The organism is Streptomyces sp. NPDC049954 (assembly GCF_040656295.1).
GTDB lineage: Bacteria > Actinomycetota > Actinomycetes > Streptomycetales > Streptomycetaceae > Streptomyces.
In genome coordinates this window covers 21,956-39,446 of sequence record NZ_JBFALS010000018.1, presented here as the reverse complement: position 1 = coordinate 39,446, position 17,491 = coordinate 21,956, and the positions used below count along the sequence as shown (strand labels likewise).

The following is a 17,491-nucleotide window of genomic DNA, read 5'->3' as shown; positions in this document are numbered from 1 at the left end:
TGTGTTAACTGCCGGGTGCGCATGCTGGCCGTGACCCATTCTTCGGCGGTGGCTTCGAGGTTCGCCTGGACGAGCTTGCGGACGTCGCCGGTGCGGCCGAGCCGGGCGACGGAGATCCAGAGCGAGTGACCTTTGCCGCAGGCCAGGGTGAGGAGGTGCCGGCCCTGACGGTGAGGCCTGCCCGAGCAGTTGGGGCGGTTGGCCTTCCCGATGCGGCACCGGGTGGGCTGTGGGTGCCGTCGATCAGGACGACCTCGGCGCCTCGCCGGACGATCTTCTTCGGGGCACGGACCACTCGCAGCCCTTCACGGCGAACAGGCCGATCAGTTCATCGCGCCGACGCCGCGCGGCGGAGACGTCGTTGCCGTCGGCCATGTCGGCCGGCCGCTGAGCACACCGGAGCACCGGAGCACCGGAGCACGCCAGAACGATCACGGCGATCCTCCCCGGGCGGCGGCCGCCCGTCCCCGCGACCGTATCGCCTTCAGGTAGCGTCGCAGCAGGTTGGCACATGGCTGACGGCGCGTCGGCGGCCGTCCGTCGGCCAGTGTGTGCGGCCGGCTGCCTCAGCTACTCGTACGGCGGCTCCCGCTTCCCGCGCGCCTCGATGTTCAGGCCCAGCACCTCGACGTTCTGCCGCACGACGACGGGACCGGCGGCCTGCCGCACAACTACCGGAAGGCGCTGAGAGCCCGTCGGCAGCGCAGCCCCAGACACCCCCGCCCCTGCCGGGGACCAGCCGCACCGGCCGACCGACCACCTCAATGGCCGACGACCCGGCCCCGGTCGCCCGTCGGCAGTCCGCTCGCTCGTCTCGCTGCACATACCCACTCCGCCAGGACGAGTTGGTCCCGCTCGGCCCGTTGCCTGGCCAGCCCCCCTTCCCGTTCGAGTCCGGCCAGATCCGCCTGCCGCGCGGTGAGCCGCGCCACCACTCCGAGGCCCGTCCTGCGCCGGACCGTAGGAGCGGCCTCTTCGACGACGGGCGGAAATCCACCAACCCGCGCTGCCGGACGATCTGCACCTCGGACTGCCGCCCACGACCAGCAAGCGCTCCCCGGAACAACGTCACATCAGCACCCCGACCAGCCCATTCAGGACGAGAAGCTTCAACGATGACTCTGCTGGACTACAGCCTTCTTGGACCCAGCGTCCAGGGTCTCCGGAAGCTTGTCGAAAGTGTCTGGAAGAACATCGAGCAGACCCCAGATCTGTTCACCGGTCCTGACTGTCAGCAACTGTTGGCACCTCCACTGCTGCGGCATCTCAGGTCGGTGCCTGAGCCGCTGCACGAGTGTAGGGAACAGGTAGTGCGTCGCCTCTGCGGCGAGGTGTTTCTGGAGCCAGTTGACCGGGAGCCGCTGGCTGAATCCGTGCGTGGCGGCCTCTTGGGTCAGGTCCAGAAGCTGAGCGGTGTCGACGGCTCGGACGGTGCGGGGAAGGCTCGGGGTCATGTCGCGATGATGCCAAGAAGCCTCCGGGGGTCCGAAGATCATCGGCGGCGAGATGCGATCTGCCGACGGGCAGGGCCCCAGACTTCCTCGAACTGCTCGGAGGTCAGCGTCTCGGGGGCGTGTCCTTCCCACTCCGAGACGGGCAGTTCAGCGGTGATCCCGAACCCGCTGTCGTACTCATCGAGGCGGCCTGCGTCCTGGGCCTGCTGCCATTCGTCAAGGGAGGCCGCTGCGAGGGGGACCAGTTCAGTTCCCTGGAGCTCGACTTGCCGGGTTACCCAGCCTTCCGCGTCGACCTCGACGTAGAACCAGGTGTCTTCCTCGTCCCAGTAGCAGCGCATCCATGTCGTCACCTGACCATGATGGCGGGGTTTCCACCCCGGGCAGATCTCAGTTGTGACAGGCCCGACCTGCTGGGACGCTCCCGAAGTGGCAGAAAGAGACGACATCACCCCACTCAACGCCGGTTGGGATGGTGCCTGTTACCGAGTTCGCGCCGGAGAGCTGGAGATGCTCTTCCTTCCAGATCCGTTCGAGGCACTGGACGAAGTGTCGATGCGGAGGTCCGTCTGCCGGACGCTTCACGCTGGAGCACAGCGATCTTCACGGTCACTGAGGTCGAACGGCTGATGACCCGCTGGGCCGACACTGGGGAGGCACTGGGGAGGCACTGAACGGTCGGTATTTCTGGTGTTCGGACGGCTTGATCGTTAAAGAGCCCGGGGTCCTGTCAATGGCCAAAGTCATCATGGGATTGCTCGACAACGGAGAGTTTCACCAGTTCCTCCACCGGATCGACGACTCCGTGTGACCCGTCCTTCAGTAAGCGGTGAACTTTCAGTTGCGCGGCCTTGAAGGCTTCTCGCGGCCTGTCTCGGGCTCATGGCCTGGGGGGTGAATCCCGCTGATTGGTCGAGCATGAAGGGTGCCCCGCAGTTCGCCGGGTTCCAGCCCTGCGCTCGTGCCTCGCGGATGCTCGCGGTGACGCCAGCCGGCCGGATGGGCTCTGCCTTGATATCGAACCAGTTGCTGGGATGCGGCTGACCGCTGGTGACAACCAAAGTCGTGCCGGGCTGGTCGGCATCGGCGATCTCCACCGCGAAAGTCAGCGCTGTCCAGCACAGTCCTTGCATGTAGGAAGGCTTCCTGCGGATTCGCCATCGATACTCGGTCTCGTCGACGGTGATCCGTCGGGACCCCTTCTTGTTCAACGCCATCACGCCCCCTCTCCCGTCTCGGACTGTAGTGTCCCGTCCTTGCCCCGCCCCTGATATTCCTGGTGGCAGTTGCGACCTCTACCCCGAACGCAGTCCGTCTGATGGCCCGGCTGCGCTCGGCTCGCTCGAAGAGGGGCTGCCGAGGTCCGCTTCGAGGCGGTTGATCCGGGTCCCCAAAGCCGACGGATGGATGCCGAGGTCTCGGGATGCATCGGTGAAGGTGGGACAGGACCGAGCTGCCATGAAGCGCGAGAGCCGCTGCCACGCGGACGGGCTGGTGAGAGCTTCGCGGAGGATGGCGGGAAGAGCCTCGGCTTCATCAGCGGCGCGCAGGGCGGAGCGGTTCAGACCCTCCGTCACTCGAAAAGGTGACAAACCTTGACCAGGAAGTCTCCCGAAGACGGCATAAGTGCCGCCAATATGCCATCGGAGCTGAGCTTATGCCGCGAAATGTGAGACCCCACAACTGTAGGTTTCCGCGACCCGTGTCACCTGCCGCGTCTCTGACCTCGACGGTTCTCGGGCTTCTCAGGCCGTGTCATCTGCTGGATTCCCAGCTGCGTGTCACTTTCCTGGCCTGCCCGGTAGCGGAATCGGAGGTGGTCACTAGGTTCGGATCATGACGATCACGTATGAGTGGCGGGGCAACGTCGACAATTCAGCTCTCAACAAGCTGCATGCCGAAGGGTTCGATCACCCGGTCGGCCAGACGGACTGGCGGGCAAGGCTTCAACGTCACAGTCTCGGCTGGGTCTGCGCCTGGGACGATGATCATTTGGTCGGCTTCGTTAACGTCGCCTGGGACGGCGGCGTCCATGCGTTCGTCCTGGACACGGTCGTGGCTCAGCGCAATCGTTCAAACGGGGTGGGAGCTGAGCTGGTCAAGACAGCTGCCGAGGGATGCCGTGCTGCGGGGTGCGAGTGGCTGCATGTCGACTTCGAAGAGCACTTGCGATCGTTCTACTTCGATGTCTGCGGCTTCAGAGAGACGGCGGCAGGACTGATCGCCTTGTGACCTTGGGCCTCCCAGGCCTGGGGACTGTCCTGAGAGGCTGTCGGGTGGCTGGTCATGTACAGCGCGTGAGAGGTCGCGTTCTGCCACGGGCATGGCGGCGGCCCCGGAATGATCACGTGGTGTGTGCCAGTGCGACAACTCCGAGGCCGTCAGCGGCCCATGCTATCCGTCCAGCCTGACCGATGAGATGTGGGAGATCATCCAGCCGCTCCTTCCCGTCGTGACCTGCGAAAAGGCGGCGGGGTGCGCAAGTATCCGGACCGGCTGGTGCTCGACTCGGTCTTCTACGTGCTGCGCTCGGGCTGCCAGTGGCGAATGCTGCCGCGCGATCTGCTGCCCTGGGACGCGGCCCACCGCTGGTTCACCAAGTGGCGCCGGGACGGCACCTGGGACCGGGTCCACGACGAGCTCCGCCGTCAGGTCCGCATCGGGGCCGGACGCGATCCCGAGCCGTCGGCCGCCGTGATCGACGCCCAGTCGATCAAGACCAGCGAGGGCGGCGAGGCCCGCGGATTCGACGCCGGCAAGCGGACGACAGGCCGCAAGAGACATGTGATCGTGGACACGATGGGCCTGCTCCTGGTCGTCGCCGTCACCTCCGCCTCCGTTCAGGACCGGGCCGGAGGCCGCGCCGTCCTGGCCCGGCTCGCCGCCGGCTTCCGCACGGTCAGCCTGGTGTGGGCCGACGGCGGATACGCCACTTGATTCCACGCTCCTTTCATGGGCCCGCGATACGTTGAACATCGTCGTCGAGATCGTGAAGCGGACCGACGACGTCAAGGGTTTCAAGGTCCTGCCCCGCCGGTGGGTGGTGGAGCGGAGTTTCGGCTGGCTCGTCCGAAACCGTCGGCTGGCCCGCGACTACGAACGGCTGACGGCGGCCTCCGAGGCCATGATCAAGGTCGCGATGATTCGTCTGATGCTCGTCCGACTCGCCGGGCAGTCATCGCGGTGGAGCCACGAATCGGACCGCAAGACCACCCGGGCCGAAACCATCGAGAACCTCATCGCAGCGTAATCAACCAGCCACCCGACAGGCTCTCAGCCGTACCGGCGCAGCCACCGCTGTACCCATCGGCCCCCCCTGCGTTTCCCGAGGCGACCCATCGGCGGCAGAACGCTAGGGTCCTGCCCCGGCAGGCGCGAAGACGACGACTGGGGAGGTCCTGTACACGAAGGGGGGAACTACTCGCTCACTCGGCATGATTTCCAGCCCCGTGTCCTATTGGCCACGCGGTGGCCATCGCCGGTGGAAAGTGGCCACGGGATCTGGAAACCTACAAACTGTAGGATCTCGCCGCTCGTGACATAGCTCGGTGCCGTGACCTGTGTCTATCTGGTTGTCTCATGGCTTGGCCGATGAGTTCTGTCTCATCGCCGTGTCATTTCCTCTGCGGGTTCCTCCGGGCCGCAGCGGCCACGCGTTTCCCGACGCGGGTCAGTTTCACCGTCAGGGCAGCAGGACAACCTTGCCGAGGTTGGCACGGGCTTCGATGATCTCGTGCGCTCGTGCCGCATCAGCCAGCGGAATTTGGGCGTGAACGACTGACTGCAACCGCCCGGACAGGGTCAGCTTCCACAACTCCTCGCCATGCTGGTCATAGAGCTCGCGCTGAGTGTTGGCAAACCTCGCCATGGTGAGGCCGGTGATGGTTTTCGATCCTGCCAGGAGGTCGAAGGCGGGAACGGTGCCGCCGCCCGAGTTGAAGAAGACGAGTCGCCCGCCGGGTGCAAGGGCGGAGACGGCGCGTGGGAGTAGATCTCCGCCGACTCCGTCCAGGACGACGTCGACTGGCTCCCCCCAGTGCTCGCTGTCGTAGGTCACGATCTCGTCGGCGCCGAGACCGCGGAGGAACTCCGCCTTGGTGTGCGAGCTCACGGCCGCGACGACCCGTTCAATGCCCTGAAGCTTGGCCAGTTGGACCGCGAGATGCCCCACTCCGCTCGCCGCGCCCGTGATCAGGACCGACTCGCTCACGAGGGGGCGGGCCGTGGCGAGGGCGGCGAGGGCCACGTGTCCGCTGCGCACCAGCGCGACGGCCTGGACGGCGCTCGCTCCGTCCGGTATGCGGCTCGCCATGAAGCCGGGAACAACCGCCAGTTCGGAATACGAGCCGCCGCTGAATGTGAGCGACGTGATGCGGTCGCCGACCTCGAAATCCGTCACGTCCGGGCCGAGTGTGATCACTGTTCCGGCGACCTCGCCTCCAAGGACTCCCGGTAGCGGCGCCCTGCCGCCTTCTCCGCGAACCTTGCGCACGGAGGGAAGGGTCACGCCGATGGCTTCCGTGCGGACCAGCAGTTCCCCGGGGCCGGGCTTGGGGACCTCCGCATCTTCGACGCGGAGCACTTCCGGACCGCCGTACTCATAGAAACGAACCCGCCGCATGCACGCCTCCAGGTCATTGGGAGACCCAACGATAGCGAAAGGTCGTAGGGAACCCCAATGATTTTCTGGTTAGTCTGGCCCCATGCCCGAGACCGCCCGCGCTCCCGCCCGTATTCGCTCCCTCCCCAGCTGGCTCCTGGGCCGTGCCGCAGCTCGGGGACACCGGCTCGTCGCCGAAGCCCTCGCTCAGGTGGGCATGCGGATGATGCACCATGCGGTCCTGTCAGCCGTTGCCGAACAGGGACCCGTATCGCAGGCCGAGCTGGGCCGCAGCCTGAGCATCGATCCCAAGGACATGGTCGCGATCCTCAACGACCTCCAGAACGACGGCCTCGTGACCCGCGCGCCGGACGCCAAGGACCGCCGCAAGAACGCCATCGCCCTTTCACCGGGTGGGAAACTTCGCCTGCTTCAGACGGAGCAACTAGGCCGTGAGGCAAACGATGAGCTGACGGCCGTCTTGACGCCTAGCGAGCGAACCCAGCTCATGGGTCTCCTCGCGCGCATAGTCCAGCGGGAGGAGCCCTGCGCCGAAGCCGACCCGGGTGGCAAATAGCGGCTCGTCACACCTGCCTGGGAAGACAGCGAGGCAGCAGTCCCATCCCAGGTCAGAGGGCCTCAGTACCGTTTCCGGTTCTCCGTCGGCGCCTTCCGCTGGATGCAGGTGGCTTGCTCTCCGGCACGGAGGGCGGCGTCGTGGCTTGCTCCGCCGCGAGGGCGGAGGGGGATGTCGTAGAGGTGAGCCCAGCGGGCCATGTTCGCGGTGCTCATGCCGGTTTCACGGGCGAGGTCGGGCAGGGTTCGACGGCGGTGGACGTACTGCTCGAACAGCCAGCCCCGTTCGATGGTGCCGCGGCGCTTGTAGTCCTGGGGGCCGACTCGGAGCGGGATGCCGTACTCCCTGGCGAGGCCGGTCAGCACCTTGCGGGAGAAGCTGGTGAGGGCGGCGATCTGCTGAAGCGAGCGGTGTTCGTCCAGGTAGAGGCGGGTGAAGGTCTCTTTCGGTACTTCCTGACGAGCTTTGAGGAGAATGAGGCCAGCCGCCCGGGCGGTGTTCGGGGTCGGTGGGGGTGTGGGGGCGGGATGTTCGTCCAGCACGAGGCGAATTGACTCGATGCTGGTGTTGAAGGTCTCGGCCGCATACTGGGCCGGGTTCTTGCGCTGCAGGACGAGCTGGTGCAGCTCGGCAACATTGATGCGGTCCGGATCGGGTCCGGGCAGGGCGAGTCCGGTCAGCAGGGTGACGGGCGGTTGCCAGGTCACCGGCTCGTCGTGGATGTGGTGGGTGGCGAGGAAGGTGCGGGACTCCTCGGCCAACGTGTGGGCCCTCCGGGGTTTGGATGGTGGCGAAGCGGACGGCCTCGGCCCGGAACCGTGCTTCGTTGATGCTGGAGTGGCCGGGGGCGGCTTCGGCGGGAAGGCCGCTGATGCGCTGGAACAGCTGGCAGCGGACGACACGCTCGCGGAGCCCATTGCCGGGCATGGCGCCGGTGCGGCGGCAGATGTCCCGCCAGCGCTCGTGCGGGAGCAGCTGGGTGTAGTCCAGGCGGCGGCGCCGCTGGTAGTCGATGGGGACCTCAGCCGTGTCGAGATGATCGGAGAGCCGGACCAGTGCAGTGACGGTGTCCGCCCAGTGAGGCTGGTCGTCCAGTATCTGCAAGATGCGGGAGATCCCGATGCCGTCAGTGACTGCTCCGAGGTGTTCAGCAGCGTCCTCAAGGCGGACCTTGCTGCCGATGACCAGCAGGGACGCGGCCAGGACCGGGGCGAGAGTGCGGGGATAGACGCCGTCGGCAGGAGTGAGCCGGACTGCCCAAGCCGGCCAGAACATGCTGGGGATCTTCCGTGCCCGACGGGTGATCTCCCGGAGGGTTCTTTTCGGGAGCCGGGGCATGGCGGTGGGAGTGCGATAACGGAGGTGTTCGCTGGGCCGGAGCGAGGGGGCGAGAGCTGCCAGATTCACCGCGCTCAGCACGGGACTCTGTCCGCGTCCCCAGCTGTCGATGCTGGTGGCGCTGATCTGCCAGAGCTCCTCACGCATCGCTTCCAGCAGGCCACGCAACTCGGTCCCCGCCCGGTGAACATCGGGCTGTCCGAGAACGTGCAGGGCGATGCTCACCGCGACGGCCGTACTCACGGCACGCGGTGGGGCCATAAAGCCGGGCCGTTCCACCGCTCGCAGGGCAAGGAGGGAGCCGGGATCGACCGTGAAGTGGTCCTCGGCGATGTCCGCCGGGGCCAGGTTCCGGATGTCGTGTTCGGGCAGGTCTGCCAACACCCGCCCGCCGATGGCCCGGAGATCAGCCAGTGCCGCCCGGGACGGCTGCGGGCTGAGCGCGTAGGGGCCGAAGTCTGCGACGTCCGTCTCGATGACGTTCATCAGCAGCTCCTGGTCCCTGAGCGCGCGATGCGCATCGGGCAGCCGGAGCGTACGGGTCTGTGAAAGATCGAAGCCGCAGCCGCCGGAGAGCGGACCGCCCTCGTAGGCGGCCGGATTGCCGCAGTGTCCCGGGCGGGGAACGACTCGCCCGGAGCGAGGCCGCTGACGGGGAATGCGCCCGCACTCAGGGCAGCAGTCCGCCAGCAGCCGGGTATGGCGAGGACAGGCGAAAGCCCAGCCCAGGCGCCAGAACAACTGCCACCGTCCGCCGGTTTCCCGCAGGCAGTCCGGGCAGAACCGCGAGCCCCGGCCGCGCCCCCAGAGGACACGCCGGTTCACATACCGCCGCTCGAAATTGATGTCCACGGCCCGTGAGTCGAAACGGGCGAGCGTCATGCCCGTCACTGCCTGCTGGTCCAGCCCGCTCGCATGCGTGATGGCCGCGATCTGCTGCTCTTTGAGCAGAATCGTCCAGTCCGAGGGGATGCCCCGAAGGTGGTTCCCGGACCGGCCCCTGACCGGGAGTCCCAGATGCCCCAGCACCTCGCCGAGCTGGGTATCCAGCTGCTGGGCCAGCGCCTCCAGCCAGGAATCCAGCGCCTCTCCGTCAAGCGGTGCGAACCGGATGGGCCAGGTCCGAACGGCCGCGTTCATGCTGTCTTTCGGCGCCGCGGCCGGCTCGTCAACTTTCTTTGCTCCAGGGCTGCTTCTAGTTCTCGGCGGGCAGATTCGGACGCCTCGTCGTTCCTCACCCCGTCGAGGAGGTCGCGGTCCAAACGCTCGCTGCCGGTGCGGACCGCCCGCTGGCAGCCGCGGTTGATCAGTGTCATCAGTGAGCCGATGTGGCCGGTGCTGCGGGCGAAGCGGTAGTCGGGCAGGTCCTCTGCGAGCATCCCGGGATGTGCGTCGGCCAGCACGACGCGCTGTTCGAGAGCCAGCAGCATCTGCCGCCATTCCCGTCGGCCGACCTCGGACTCGATCGTGAAGGGCCGCATGCCCAGCCGGGTGGTGCGGCGCCCGGTCTGGGCGAAAGCGGCATCCCGTCGGGCATCGCCTTCGCTGAAGAGCCCCTTGTCGGCGAGGCCGACGCCGATCAGCAGCAAGGTCACGGGGAACTCGTTCGCGATCCATTTGAGGTGGTTGCTGACCTCGATGCCGTTCGTCTGGTTCCACTTGAGGAAGTGCACGTCGTCCAGAGCCAGGAGCCGGACCTCACAGGACAACACGCAGTCCAGGGCTCGCTGCCCGAACTGGGCAGTAGTGCCGCGAGCCCGGCCCGGGTGGCCGAAAAACTCCAGCAGAGCCCGATTGAGGTCCTTCATCCCGGTGTTCCCCGTCAGCCCGACCCGGCAGACCGGCCACCGCTCATTGCCCTTATCGGTGAACTCGCCCCGCTCGGCGATCTCCCGGCGGTGGAACTTGCGGGCGAACGCGAGGACCGAAGTCGTCTTCCCCAGGCCGGGGAACGCGTCGATGGCCACCGCGCCTTTGGCCTTGTCACCGTCTTGCAGATTGCTGTCGACGATGTCCCACAAATCCTCATGCAGAGAGGTCAGTTGAGGAGTCTTCAGCGGGCCGATGTTCGCATGCCACTCCCGCCGCAGCAGGTCGTACTCGGCTCTCGGCCCCTCACCGAGTGCATTCAGCCGACGGCGGGTCAGCGTCACGGGCTTGGCGCGAAGGGGAGTCTCGGCGAATGCCTTGAAGTCCTCCTTCCGCGACAGCGCCAGATTGCCCAGCCCCGGCGGACTTGCCGTACTCACACGTCCTCCAGAGCGTCCGCGTAGAAGTCCTCCTCGGCGGCGAGGTCCTCCAGATCGGCCTCGTCGTCATCGCCCATCTCGGCGATCTCCGCCAGCGGTTCTTCCGCAGGCTCCTCCAGGTCCTCGGCCTGGCCCAGGGCTTTGCGTACTGAGGGAAGCGAGACGATGACCTCCTCCTCGGTCTGGGGCAGTTCGAGGCCGGCCTGCTCGCGCGAGAGCCGCAGGACCATGCGCCGTTCCACCAGGGTGGTGCCCAGCCCGAGGTTCCAGCGCTCCAGCAGATCAGCGACGGCGAGCCGGTCGTCGGGGTAGCGGTACTTCTCCGCAGCCAGCTGACGGGCGAACTTGAGCGCGTCCTCACTCAGCGGCATACGCGCCGACGGCGCGTGTTCCCAGGTCAGGGCATGCCACTCGCGGGTCGTAGGGTTGCGGAAGTAGATCTGGGTGATGTCGTCCGGGTCCACCTGGAACGGCCAGCCGTTCTTCACCGGGCCACCGTAGGGACTACGGATACCCGTCTCCGGCAGGCCCGGCCCGCTGTAGCGGCGGCGGCCGATCTCCACGCCGTAGTGCTGGACCGTTCGCCACTTCGTGGGCAGGAACTCGAAGGCGAGGTCACGATCGCGAGGCACCTCGATGTAGCCGGCTCGGGCCATGCCGTGTTCGAACATCTGGGCCGGGGACATCCGCAGCCCCGGCAGACCGGGATCGACCAGGCTGGAGTGCGGACGACAGTGGTACTTCGTCGCGGTCCACTCCCGGATGATCTCCTCCAGCTCATCGAGGAAGAAGAACGCCTCTCCTTCCGGGTTCTCGCCGCGAGAATGGATGTCCGGACCCTTGTAACCGGGCAGGGCTTGCAACAGGTCCTCCCGCAGGGTGCGGAAGAACCGCTCGACCGGCCCTTTGTCCCGGCTGGTCCGCAACCGGGCAGGCTGGATCGAGATCCCCATCCGCCGGCAGACGCTGCTGAGATGGTCCGAGACGTAGACCTTGCCGTGGTCAACTACCAAGGTCTCCGGCACGATCGGCGGCGAGGCCAGACCGATCCCCTCGACTGCGACGTCGACCAGCGCGGTGCGCGGGATTCCGTGCTCGGGCCAGACCGCCCCTTGCGGCCAGTCGCGGCCGAACGGCCGGGGCCGGAAGGACTCGAAGAGCACCGCGGCAACGTCCACGGCCTTCGTGGACACCGGTGTCACCCGAATCCCGGTGATGCAGCGGGTGTACCAGTCCATCCCGACGCTCAACTCAGCCTGCACCCACCGCAGTGTGAACGGATCGAACGCGAACACGTCCAGCCGAGTGGAGTCCATCAGCAGGTACTCACCCGGCCTGGTCGGCCGCAGCTTCCCGTACGGACCCTCCGGGCGCCCCGCGATATCCCGGTTGCGCTTCGTACTCAGCCGGAACAGCGGATGCCGCCGCTCCAACTCCTCCAACAGCCGAAACGCCGTCGCCCGGCTCGGCTGCGGCACTACCCCCGCCCCGAACCGCGCGATCACCCTCGCCCGGGTCCGCTCAATCACCATCGTCCGCGACGGCTTCGACTGGTCGGCGTGCTCGACCATCACCTCCACCGCGGTCTCCACCCACCGGTCATCGGCCTTCGTCTCAGGGCGCCGGACCCCCTGTTCCAACGAGGCCAACCCGGCCTCGCCGTGGCGCCGGTAGTCCTTCACCCAGCGCTGAACCGTACGCGTGTTGACGCCAAGCTCGGCCGCTTTGGCTGCGTAACGGTCGTAGAGCGGCCGGTCAGACGCATATTCCTGCCTCGGCTCGCCCTCCGAGGCCAGCTCAGCAGACCCGGACCGAAAGCCCGTGAGGACTTCACGGATATGCGCCGCGCGTTTCAACACCCGGCTCCGCGCAGCCTCGGATAACTGGCTCAGGATCACGTCGGCCGCATCCTCGCCGTCATCCGCAGACGGTCCAGGCCCCTCCGGAATGACAATGGCCCGATCGGACACCAACAGTTCCTTGACAGCCAACCGCAGAAGCCGTCCGCGACCGTCCTTCAGGACCACCTCGTTGCCCGCCGCGGTGATGGCCAATTCGACGACCTCAACGGATTCACCGTCGTAACGAAAGCGAGTACCGACTCCCACCCGTGTCGCCGCCTGGCTCATGCAGGCCTCCTCAATCGGTGCCGATCACCCAGCGGAGCGGTCAAGTCAGTGGCCAATTCGCCCCGCCAGAGCAGGTGCAGGACAGACGACCGGACCGCAGCGGGTTCCTGAGAAGACAGAATCTCGACGACCTCGGCCAGGGCCTGCCCGTTCACTTCGACGGACCGCACCTGATCCAGCAGCCTGTCGTCGAAGAGCCAGTCCCGGCGGTAGCCCGCCAGGAATCGAATGTTCTCCAATTCCACGGCCGGAGGCTCGCTCCAGACCTCGTACTTCCATCCGCGCGACTCGACCACCCGGCGGGTCCAAGCGAAGGTGAACGCTACCTCCGGCATGGATAACCGGTGCAGCGGCTTGACGTCGACAACCATCGGCACTTGCTCGGTGATCAGGAGATAGTCCGGGATGTGCCGGCGGACCTTTCCCTCCAGCACTGCCTTCAGCAGGAAGGGCTGAGCCACGATGCCGCGTACAGACCGGTCGAAGTCAGCAAAGAGCAACCGTGACAGCTCCAGGCGCGATTCGTAGATCACGTGATCGCGCATCGTCGAGGACCAGTAGGTGCCCGAATAGTGCTTCTGGCCCTTGTACCAGCGGAACGTCCTCCACGGCGCCGCTCCGGAAAGGACCGCGCTGCCCACACTCGTCCACGGCTCGTCCTCAACGACACACCCTGATGTACGGAAGCTCACGGCTGCCAGATCAGATGCCATCGTGCCTCGCCCCCAGCGTCGGTCCGCGCTGTTTCCAAGCAGTCGATAACAGCGTGGATCCAACAGCGGTACCGTCGCTAGAGGCGAGCACATCGCCCACACGATTGAGCGAATCCGGGCTGTACCCCTTGGCAGTCTCACGACGATGTCGTAAACGACATCCGTACGGCATCGGCCGTGAGATTACGACACGGGGCGCGAGACCCTACAAACCCGCTTCAGGTCTGTGCCATGTCCACGAACCGGGAGTAGTGGCCCTGGAAGGCGACCGTGATGGTGGCCGTCGGGCCGTTGCGGTGCTTGGCGACGATCAGGTCGGCCTCGCCGGCGCGGGGGGACTCCTTCTCGTAGGCGTCCTCGCGGTGGAGGAGGATGACCATGTCCGCGTCCTGTTCGATCGACCCCGACTCACGGAGGTCGGAGACCATCGGCTTCTTGTCGGTGCGCTGCTCAGGACCACGGTTGAGCTGCGACAGCGCGATGACGGGGAGTTCGAGCTCCTTGGCCAGCAGCTTGAGGTTTCGGGACATGTCCGAGACTTCCTGCTGACGGCTCTCGGGCCGCCGCGATCCCCCGGACTGCATGAGCTGGAGGTAGTCGATGATGACCAGCTTGAGGTCGTTGCGCTGTTTCAGCCGACGGCACTTCGCGCGGATCTCCATCATCGACAGGTTGGGGGAGTCGTCGATGTAGAGCGGTGCCGCGGACACGTCCGGCATCCGGCGGGCCAGCCTGGTCCAGTCGTCGTCGGTCATGGTTCCGGAACGCATGTGGTGCAGAGCGACCCGGGCCTCCGCCGACAGCAGACGCATCGCGATCTCGTTACGGCCCATCTCGAGGGAGAAGATGACGCTGGGAAGGTTGTTGTTGATGGCCGCCGCCCGCGCGAAGTCCAGCGCGAGAGTCGACTTGCCCATGGCGGGGCGGGCCGCGATGACGACCATCTGCCCCGGGTGGAGTCCGTTGGTCAGGGAGTCGAAATCGGTGAACCCGGTCGGTACCCCCGTCATCTCTCCGCTGCGCGAGCCGATCGCCTCGATCTCGTCGAGAGCGCCCTCCATGATGTCGCCGAGCGGCAGGTAGTCCTCGCTGGTCCGCTGCTCGGTGACGGCGTAGATCTCGGCCTGCGCTCCGTTCACGATCTCGTCGACGTCCCCGTCCGCCGCGTACCCCATCTGCGTGATGCGCGTTCCGGCCTCGACCAGCCTGCGCAGCACCGCCCGCTCGTGGACGATCTCCGCGTAGTACTCGGCGTTCGCCGCGGTCGGCACCGTCTGCACGAGGGTGTGCAGATAGGGGGCGCCACCGATCTTGGTGATCTCTCCACGCCGGGTCAGTTCCGCCGCGACCGTGATCGGGTCGGCCGGCTCCCCCTTCGCGTACAGGTCGAGGATGGCCTGAAAGACCGTTTCGTGTGCGGGACGGTAGAAGTCGGCGCCCTTGATCACCTCCACGACGTCGGCGATCGCGTCCTTGGACAGCAGCATGCCGCCGAGTACGGACTGCTCCGCGTCGAGGTCCTGCGGCGGTACGCGCTCGAACCCGCCCGCGTCCCAGGAGCCGCCCTCGCGACCCCGGTCGTGCTGATCCTCCTTGCCGCTGTTGCGGCCCTCACCACCGGTGCCGTCCTCGCGCCGTCGACGGGAAGCAGGGAGACGGTCCCCCGGACCACTGTCGGCCCATGGGTCGTCCAAGGGCTCGGAGATGCTCACCGGGCCGCCTCCTCCTGTCCGCGACGCGGACCTCGCCGTGACCACCATTCGTACGGCACGACACTGACAAATCGAGAAGCCCGCATCCGGTTCGGAGGCGTCGGTTTTATGACGTTTCCGGGCTGCCGAGGCACTGCGGGCGACGCCCCACGTTAGGCCCGTCTGCACCGTCAGCCAATCTGGTTATCCACAGGCGCTGTGGATGAACGGCCCAGAGCTGTGGAGAACTCGCCGGATCCTGTGCATGAGCCGGTGGACAGCGCTGTGAACAAGCCCGCAGACCTTCACACAGACCACGCCTGAGCTGCGAATACTCCGTCCACCGCTTGTGCAGGAGAAAAAGTTTTCGCAGCGGGCCAAGTTCGGGCGACCAGACGCGCCGACTCCTTGGAGCATCCACCACTTGTAAGAGTCCCGAACGCTTTGCATCCCTTACCTGTGGAAGATTAGATTGGGCCTATGACACAGGTCCCCGGCTCGGCCCGAGCCACTCGCCGCCAGCACGACCGGGAGATCATCGCACTCGCCGTGCCCGCGTTCGGCGCGCTGGTCGCCGAGCCGCTGTTCGTCATGGCGGACAGCGCCATTGTGGGCCACCTCGGCACCCCCCAACTCGCCGGACTCGGAGTCGCCTCCGCCCTGCTCACCACCGCGGTGAGCATCTTCGTCTTCCTCGCCTACGCAACCACCGCCGCAGTATCCCGCCGGGTCGGTGCGAAGGACCTCGGCTCAGCCATCCGGCAGGGCTTGGACGGCATCTGGCTGGCCCTGCTGCTGGGCCTTCTCGTCGTCGCCTTCGCCCTCCCGGCCGCCCCCTGGCTCGTCGACGTGTTCGGTGCCTCCAAGACCGCCGCGCCCTACGCCATCACCTACCTGCGGATCTCGGCGCTCGGCATCCCGGCCATGCTGATCGTGCTCGCCGCCACGGGTGTTCTGCGCGGTCTCCAGAACACCCGCACCCCCCTGTACGTCGCTGTCAGCGGCTTCCTCGCGAATGCCGCCCTCAACGCTCTCCTCGTCTACGGCGCAGAACTGGGGATCGCCGGCTCCGCCTGGGGGACGGTGATCGCCCAATGGGGTATGGCCTTCGTCTACCTCGTCGTGGTCGTCCGTGGAGCGCAACGGCACGGGGCCTCCCTGCGGCCGGACCTCGCCGGGATACGAGCCAGCGCCCGGGCCGGCGCGCCACTCCTGATCCGGACCTTGTCGCTCCGCGCCATCCTGATGATCGCCACCGCGGTGGCCGCCCGGCTGGGGGACGCGGACATCGCCGCCCACCAGATCGTCCTGTCGCTGTGGAGCCTGCTCTCGTTCGCACTCGACGCGATCGCGATCGCCGGTCAAGCCATCATCGGCCGTTACCTCGGCGCCGAGGACTCCCGAGGCGCACAGGACGCCTGCCGGAGGATGGTGCACTGGGGGATCACTTCGGGAGTAATCCTCGGCTTGCTCGTCGTCGCGGCCCGGTCTCTGTTCGTCCCTCTGTTCACGAGCGACTCCACCGTCCATGACGCGGCTCTACCCGCTCTGCTCGTCGTGGCAGTGGTCCAGCCCGTATGCGGCATGGTCTACGTACTCGACGGCGTCCTCATGGGGGCAGGGGACGGCCCCTATCTCGCCGGGGCCATGATCATCACGCTGGCCGTGTTCACACCAGCCGCCCTCCTGGTCCCGGATCTGGGCGGTGGCCTGACGGCCCTGTGGGGGGCCATGGCCCTGATGATGGTCGTACGCCTGCTCACCCTGTGGCTGCGCTCGCGTTCCGGTCGTTGGGTCGTCACCGGCGCCAGTAGATGAGCCCATGTTTCACGTGAAACATCCGGCTATGTTTCACGTGAAACATAAGAGATCGCCCCAGACAGGCAGATCCGGCACAGACCGGCGAAGCCCGGGCACGCAGAAGGGCCGCACTCCCGCCGGGGAGTACGGCCCTTCCCGGTCGTACCGGGCACTCACGCGCTCAGTCGTACCGAAGGCTCACGCGGCCTTCAGGCGCTGACAACCTCGATGTTGACCTTCGCGGCCACCTCGGGGTGCAGACGCACCGACGCCTCGTGGGCGCCGAGCGACTTGATCGGCGAACCCAGTTCGATGCGGCGCTTGTCCACGTCCGGACCACCAGCAGCCTTGATCGCCGAGGCGACGTCGGCCGGGGTGACGGAACCGAAGAGACGGCCGGCCTCGCCGGAACGCGTGGACAGCCGGACCTTGACGCCTTCGAGCTGCGCCTTGATCTGGTTGGCCTGCTCGATCGTCGCGATCTCGTGGATCTTGCGAGCACGACGGATCTGCGCGACGTCCTTCTCGCCACCCTTGGTCCAGCGGATCGCGAAACCACGCGGGACCAGGTAGTTGCGAGCGTAACCGTCCTTGACGTCGACGACATCGCCGGCGCCGCCGAGGCCAGAGACCTCGTGGGTGAGGATGATCTTCATTAGTCGGTCACCCTTCCCTTATCGCGCGGTGGACGTGTAGGGCAGCAGCGCCATCTCACGGCTGTTCTTGACGGCCGTGGCGACATCGCGCTGGTGCTGAGTGCAGTTGCCGGTCACGCGGCGGGCACGGATCTTGCCGCGGTCGGAAATGTACTTCCGCAGCATGTTCGTGTCCTTGTAGTCAACGTACGTGACCTTGTCCTTGCAGAATGCGCAAACCTTCTTCTTCGGCTTGCGCACAGGCGGCTTCGCCATGGTGTTTCTCCTGTTTGATCAAGAAGTTG

At 66.6% G+C, this 17,491-nt stretch carries 16 protein-coding genes and 2 pseudogenes; 5 read left to right on the top strand and 13 right to left on the bottom strand.

The features are described 5' to 3' along the window. Positions 1 to 570: 570 nt before the first annotated feature. From AB0J21_RS30030 to AB0J21_RS30015, 4 genes are all read right to left on the bottom strand, one after another. Positions 571 to 717, bottom strand: coding sequence for a hypothetical protein (locus AB0J21_RS30030; RefSeq protein WP_363149304.1), 147 nt, complete (start codon positions 715 to 717; stop codon positions 571 to 573). A 392-nt stretch (positions 718 to 1,109) separates the two neighbouring features. Further along, a complete protein-coding gene (locus AB0J21_RS30025) occupies positions 1,110 to 1,454 on the bottom strand; it encodes a hypothetical protein (RefSeq protein WP_363149303.1) in 345 nt (114 codons plus the stop codon). A gap of 38 nt (positions 1,455 to 1,492) precedes the next feature. Next, positions 1,493 to 1,807, bottom strand: a complete 315-nt coding sequence (locus AB0J21_RS30020; protein WP_363149302.1) for a hypothetical protein — start codon at positions 1,805 to 1,807, stop codon at positions 1,493 to 1,495. Positions 1,808 to 2,749: 942 nt separating this feature from the next. Then, on the bottom strand, positions 2,750 to 3,031 hold the full coding sequence (locus tag AB0J21_RS30015) for a LysR family transcriptional regulator (RefSeq protein WP_363149301.1): 282 nt from the start codon (positions 3,029 to 3,031) through the stop codon (positions 2,750 to 2,752). A gap of 259 nt (positions 3,032 to 3,290) precedes the next feature. Between AB0J21_RS30015 and AB0J21_RS30010 the strand changes: the two genes are divergently transcribed. Together AB0J21_RS30010 and AB0J21_RS30005 are read left to right on the top strand one after the other, a co-directional pair. Beyond that, a complete protein-coding gene (locus AB0J21_RS30010) occupies positions 3,291 to 3,686 on the top strand; it encodes a GNAT family N-acetyltransferase (RefSeq protein ID WP_363149300.1) in 396 nt (131 codons plus the stop codon). A gap of 187 nt (positions 3,687 to 3,873) precedes the next feature. Next, positions 3,874 to 4,704 (top strand): annotated as a pseudogene (locus AB0J21_RS30005) (IS5 family transposase). Positions 4,705 to 5,136: 432 nt separating this feature from the next. On the opposite strand, the gene AB0J21_RS30000 reads toward AB0J21_RS30005, so the two are convergent. After that, on the bottom strand, positions 5,137 to 6,075 hold the full coding sequence (locus AB0J21_RS30000; protein ID WP_363149299.1) for a zinc-binding dehydrogenase: 939 nt from the start codon (positions 6,073 to 6,075) through the stop codon (positions 5,137 to 5,139). Between the two features lie 82 nt (positions 6,076 to 6,157). On the opposite strand from AB0J21_RS30000, the gene AB0J21_RS29995 reads away from it, so the two are divergent. Continuing rightward, on the top strand, positions 6,158 to 6,631 hold the full coding sequence (locus AB0J21_RS29995; RefSeq protein ID WP_363149298.1) for a MarR family winged helix-turn-helix transcriptional regulator: 474 nt from the start codon (positions 6,158 to 6,160) through the stop codon (positions 6,629 to 6,631). A gap of 62 nt (positions 6,632 to 6,693) precedes the next feature. On the opposite strand, the gene AB0J21_RS29990 is transcribed toward AB0J21_RS29995, so the two are convergent. Next, positions 6,694 to 7,392, bottom strand: a complete 699-nt coding sequence (locus AB0J21_RS29990; protein ID WP_363149369.1) for a hypothetical protein — start codon at positions 7,390 to 7,392, stop codon at positions 6,694 to 6,696. Positions 7,393 to 8,152: 760 nt separating this feature from the next. Between AB0J21_RS29990 and AB0J21_RS29985 the strand changes: the two genes are divergently transcribed. Then, positions 8,153 to 8,518, top strand: a complete 366-nt coding sequence (locus AB0J21_RS29985) for a hypothetical protein (protein ID WP_363149368.1) — start codon at positions 8,153 to 8,155, stop codon at positions 8,516 to 8,518. A gap of 198 nt (positions 8,519 to 8,716) precedes the next feature. Here AB0J21_RS29985 and AB0J21_RS29980 read toward each other — a convergent pair. From AB0J21_RS29980 to dnaB, 5 genes and pseudogenes are all read right to left on the bottom strand, one after another. Continuing rightward, positions 8,717 to 9,109 (bottom strand): annotated as a pseudogene (locus AB0J21_RS29980) (TniQ family protein); the annotation flags it as partial. Continuing rightward, complete coding sequence (locus AB0J21_RS29975; protein WP_363149297.1) at positions 9,106 to 10,218, bottom strand: ATP-binding protein; 1,113 nt, start codon at positions 10,216 to 10,218, stop codon at positions 9,106 to 9,108. The gene AB0J21_RS29975 and the pseudogene AB0J21_RS29980, both read right to left, overlap by 4 nt. Beyond that, positions 10,215 to 12,347: a helix-turn-helix domain-containing protein gene (locus AB0J21_RS29970; RefSeq protein ID WP_363149296.1), complete on the bottom strand. Its 2,133-nt coding sequence runs from the start codon at positions 12,345 to 12,347 to the stop codon at positions 10,215 to 10,217. The genes AB0J21_RS29975 and AB0J21_RS29970 overlap by 4 nt, the downstream gene beginning before the upstream one ends. Further along, positions 12,344 to 13,060: a TnsA-like heteromeric transposase endonuclease subunit gene (locus tag AB0J21_RS29965; protein WP_363149295.1), complete on the bottom strand. Its 717-nt coding sequence runs from the start codon at positions 13,058 to 13,060 to the stop codon at positions 12,344 to 12,346. Before AB0J21_RS29965 ends, AB0J21_RS29970 begins: the two co-directional genes overlap by 4 nt. 218 nt (positions 13,061 to 13,278) lie before the next feature. After that, on the bottom strand, positions 13,279 to 14,754 hold the full coding sequence (dnaB, locus tag AB0J21_RS29960) for a replicative DNA helicase (protein WP_363149363.1): 1,476 nt from the start codon (positions 14,752 to 14,754) through the stop codon (positions 13,279 to 13,281). Positions 14,755 to 15,231: 477 nt separating this feature from the next. Here dnaB and AB0J21_RS29955 point away from each other — a divergent pair, with 477 nt between their 5' ends. After that, positions 15,232 to 16,569 (top strand): MATE family efflux transporter, encoded by a 1,338-nt coding sequence (locus AB0J21_RS29955; protein ID WP_363149294.1) that lies wholly within the window; start codon positions 15,232 to 15,234, stop codon positions 16,567 to 16,569. A gap of 191 nt (positions 16,570 to 16,760) precedes the next feature. On the opposite strand, the gene rplI is transcribed toward AB0J21_RS29955, so the two are convergent. Together rplI and rpsR are read right to left on the bottom strand one after the other, a co-directional pair. Further along, positions 16,761 to 17,207 (bottom strand): 50S ribosomal protein L9, encoded by a 447-nt coding sequence (gene rplI / locus AB0J21_RS29950; RefSeq protein WP_363149293.1) that lies wholly within the window; start codon positions 17,205 to 17,207, stop codon positions 16,761 to 16,763. A gap of 18 nt (positions 17,208 to 17,225) precedes the next feature. Further along, positions 17,226 to 17,462: a 30S ribosomal protein S18 gene (gene rpsR, locus AB0J21_RS29945; RefSeq protein WP_008746874.1), complete on the bottom strand. Its 237-nt coding sequence runs from the start codon at positions 17,460 to 17,462 to the stop codon at positions 17,226 to 17,228. Positions 17,463 to 17,491: the final 29 nt, after the last annotated feature.

Excerpts from the sequence above, each read along its gene's own strand:
- AB0J21_RS30010 (WP_363149300.1), top strand. The coding sequence starts at position 3,291 with ATGACGATCACGTATGAGTGGCGGGGCAACGTCGACAATTCAGCTCTC.
- rplI (WP_363149293.1), bottom strand. The coding sequence starts at position 17,207 with ATGAAGATCATCCTCACCCACGAGGTCTCTGGCCTCGGCGGCGCCGGC.
- AB0J21_RS30025 (WP_363149303.1), bottom strand. The coding sequence starts at position 1,454 with ATGACCCCGAGCCTTCCCCGCACCGTCCGAGCCGTCGACACCGCTCAG.
- AB0J21_RS29970 (WP_363149296.1), bottom strand. The coding sequence starts at position 12,347 with ATGAGCCAGGCGGCGACACGGGTGGGAGTCGGTACTCGCTTTCGTTAC.
- AB0J21_RS30000 (WP_363149299.1), bottom strand. The coding sequence starts at position 6,075 with ATGCGGCGGGTTCGTTTCTATGAGTACGGCGGTCCGGAAGTGCTCCGC.
- AB0J21_RS29955 (WP_363149294.1), top strand. The coding sequence starts at position 15,232 with ATGACACAGGTCCCCGGCTCGGCCCGAGCCACTCGCCGCCAGCACGAC.
- rpsR (WP_008746874.1), bottom strand. The coding sequence starts at position 17,462 with ATGGCGAAGCCGCCTGTGCGCAAGCCGAAGAAGAAGGTTTGCGCATTC.
- AB0J21_RS29965 (WP_363149295.1), bottom strand. The coding sequence starts at position 13,060 with ATGGCATCTGATCTGGCAGCCGTGAGCTTCCGTACATCAGGGTGTGTC.
- AB0J21_RS29995 (WP_363149298.1), top strand. The coding sequence starts at position 6,158 with ATGCCCGAGACCGCCCGCGCTCCCGCCCGTATTCGCTCCCTCCCCAGC.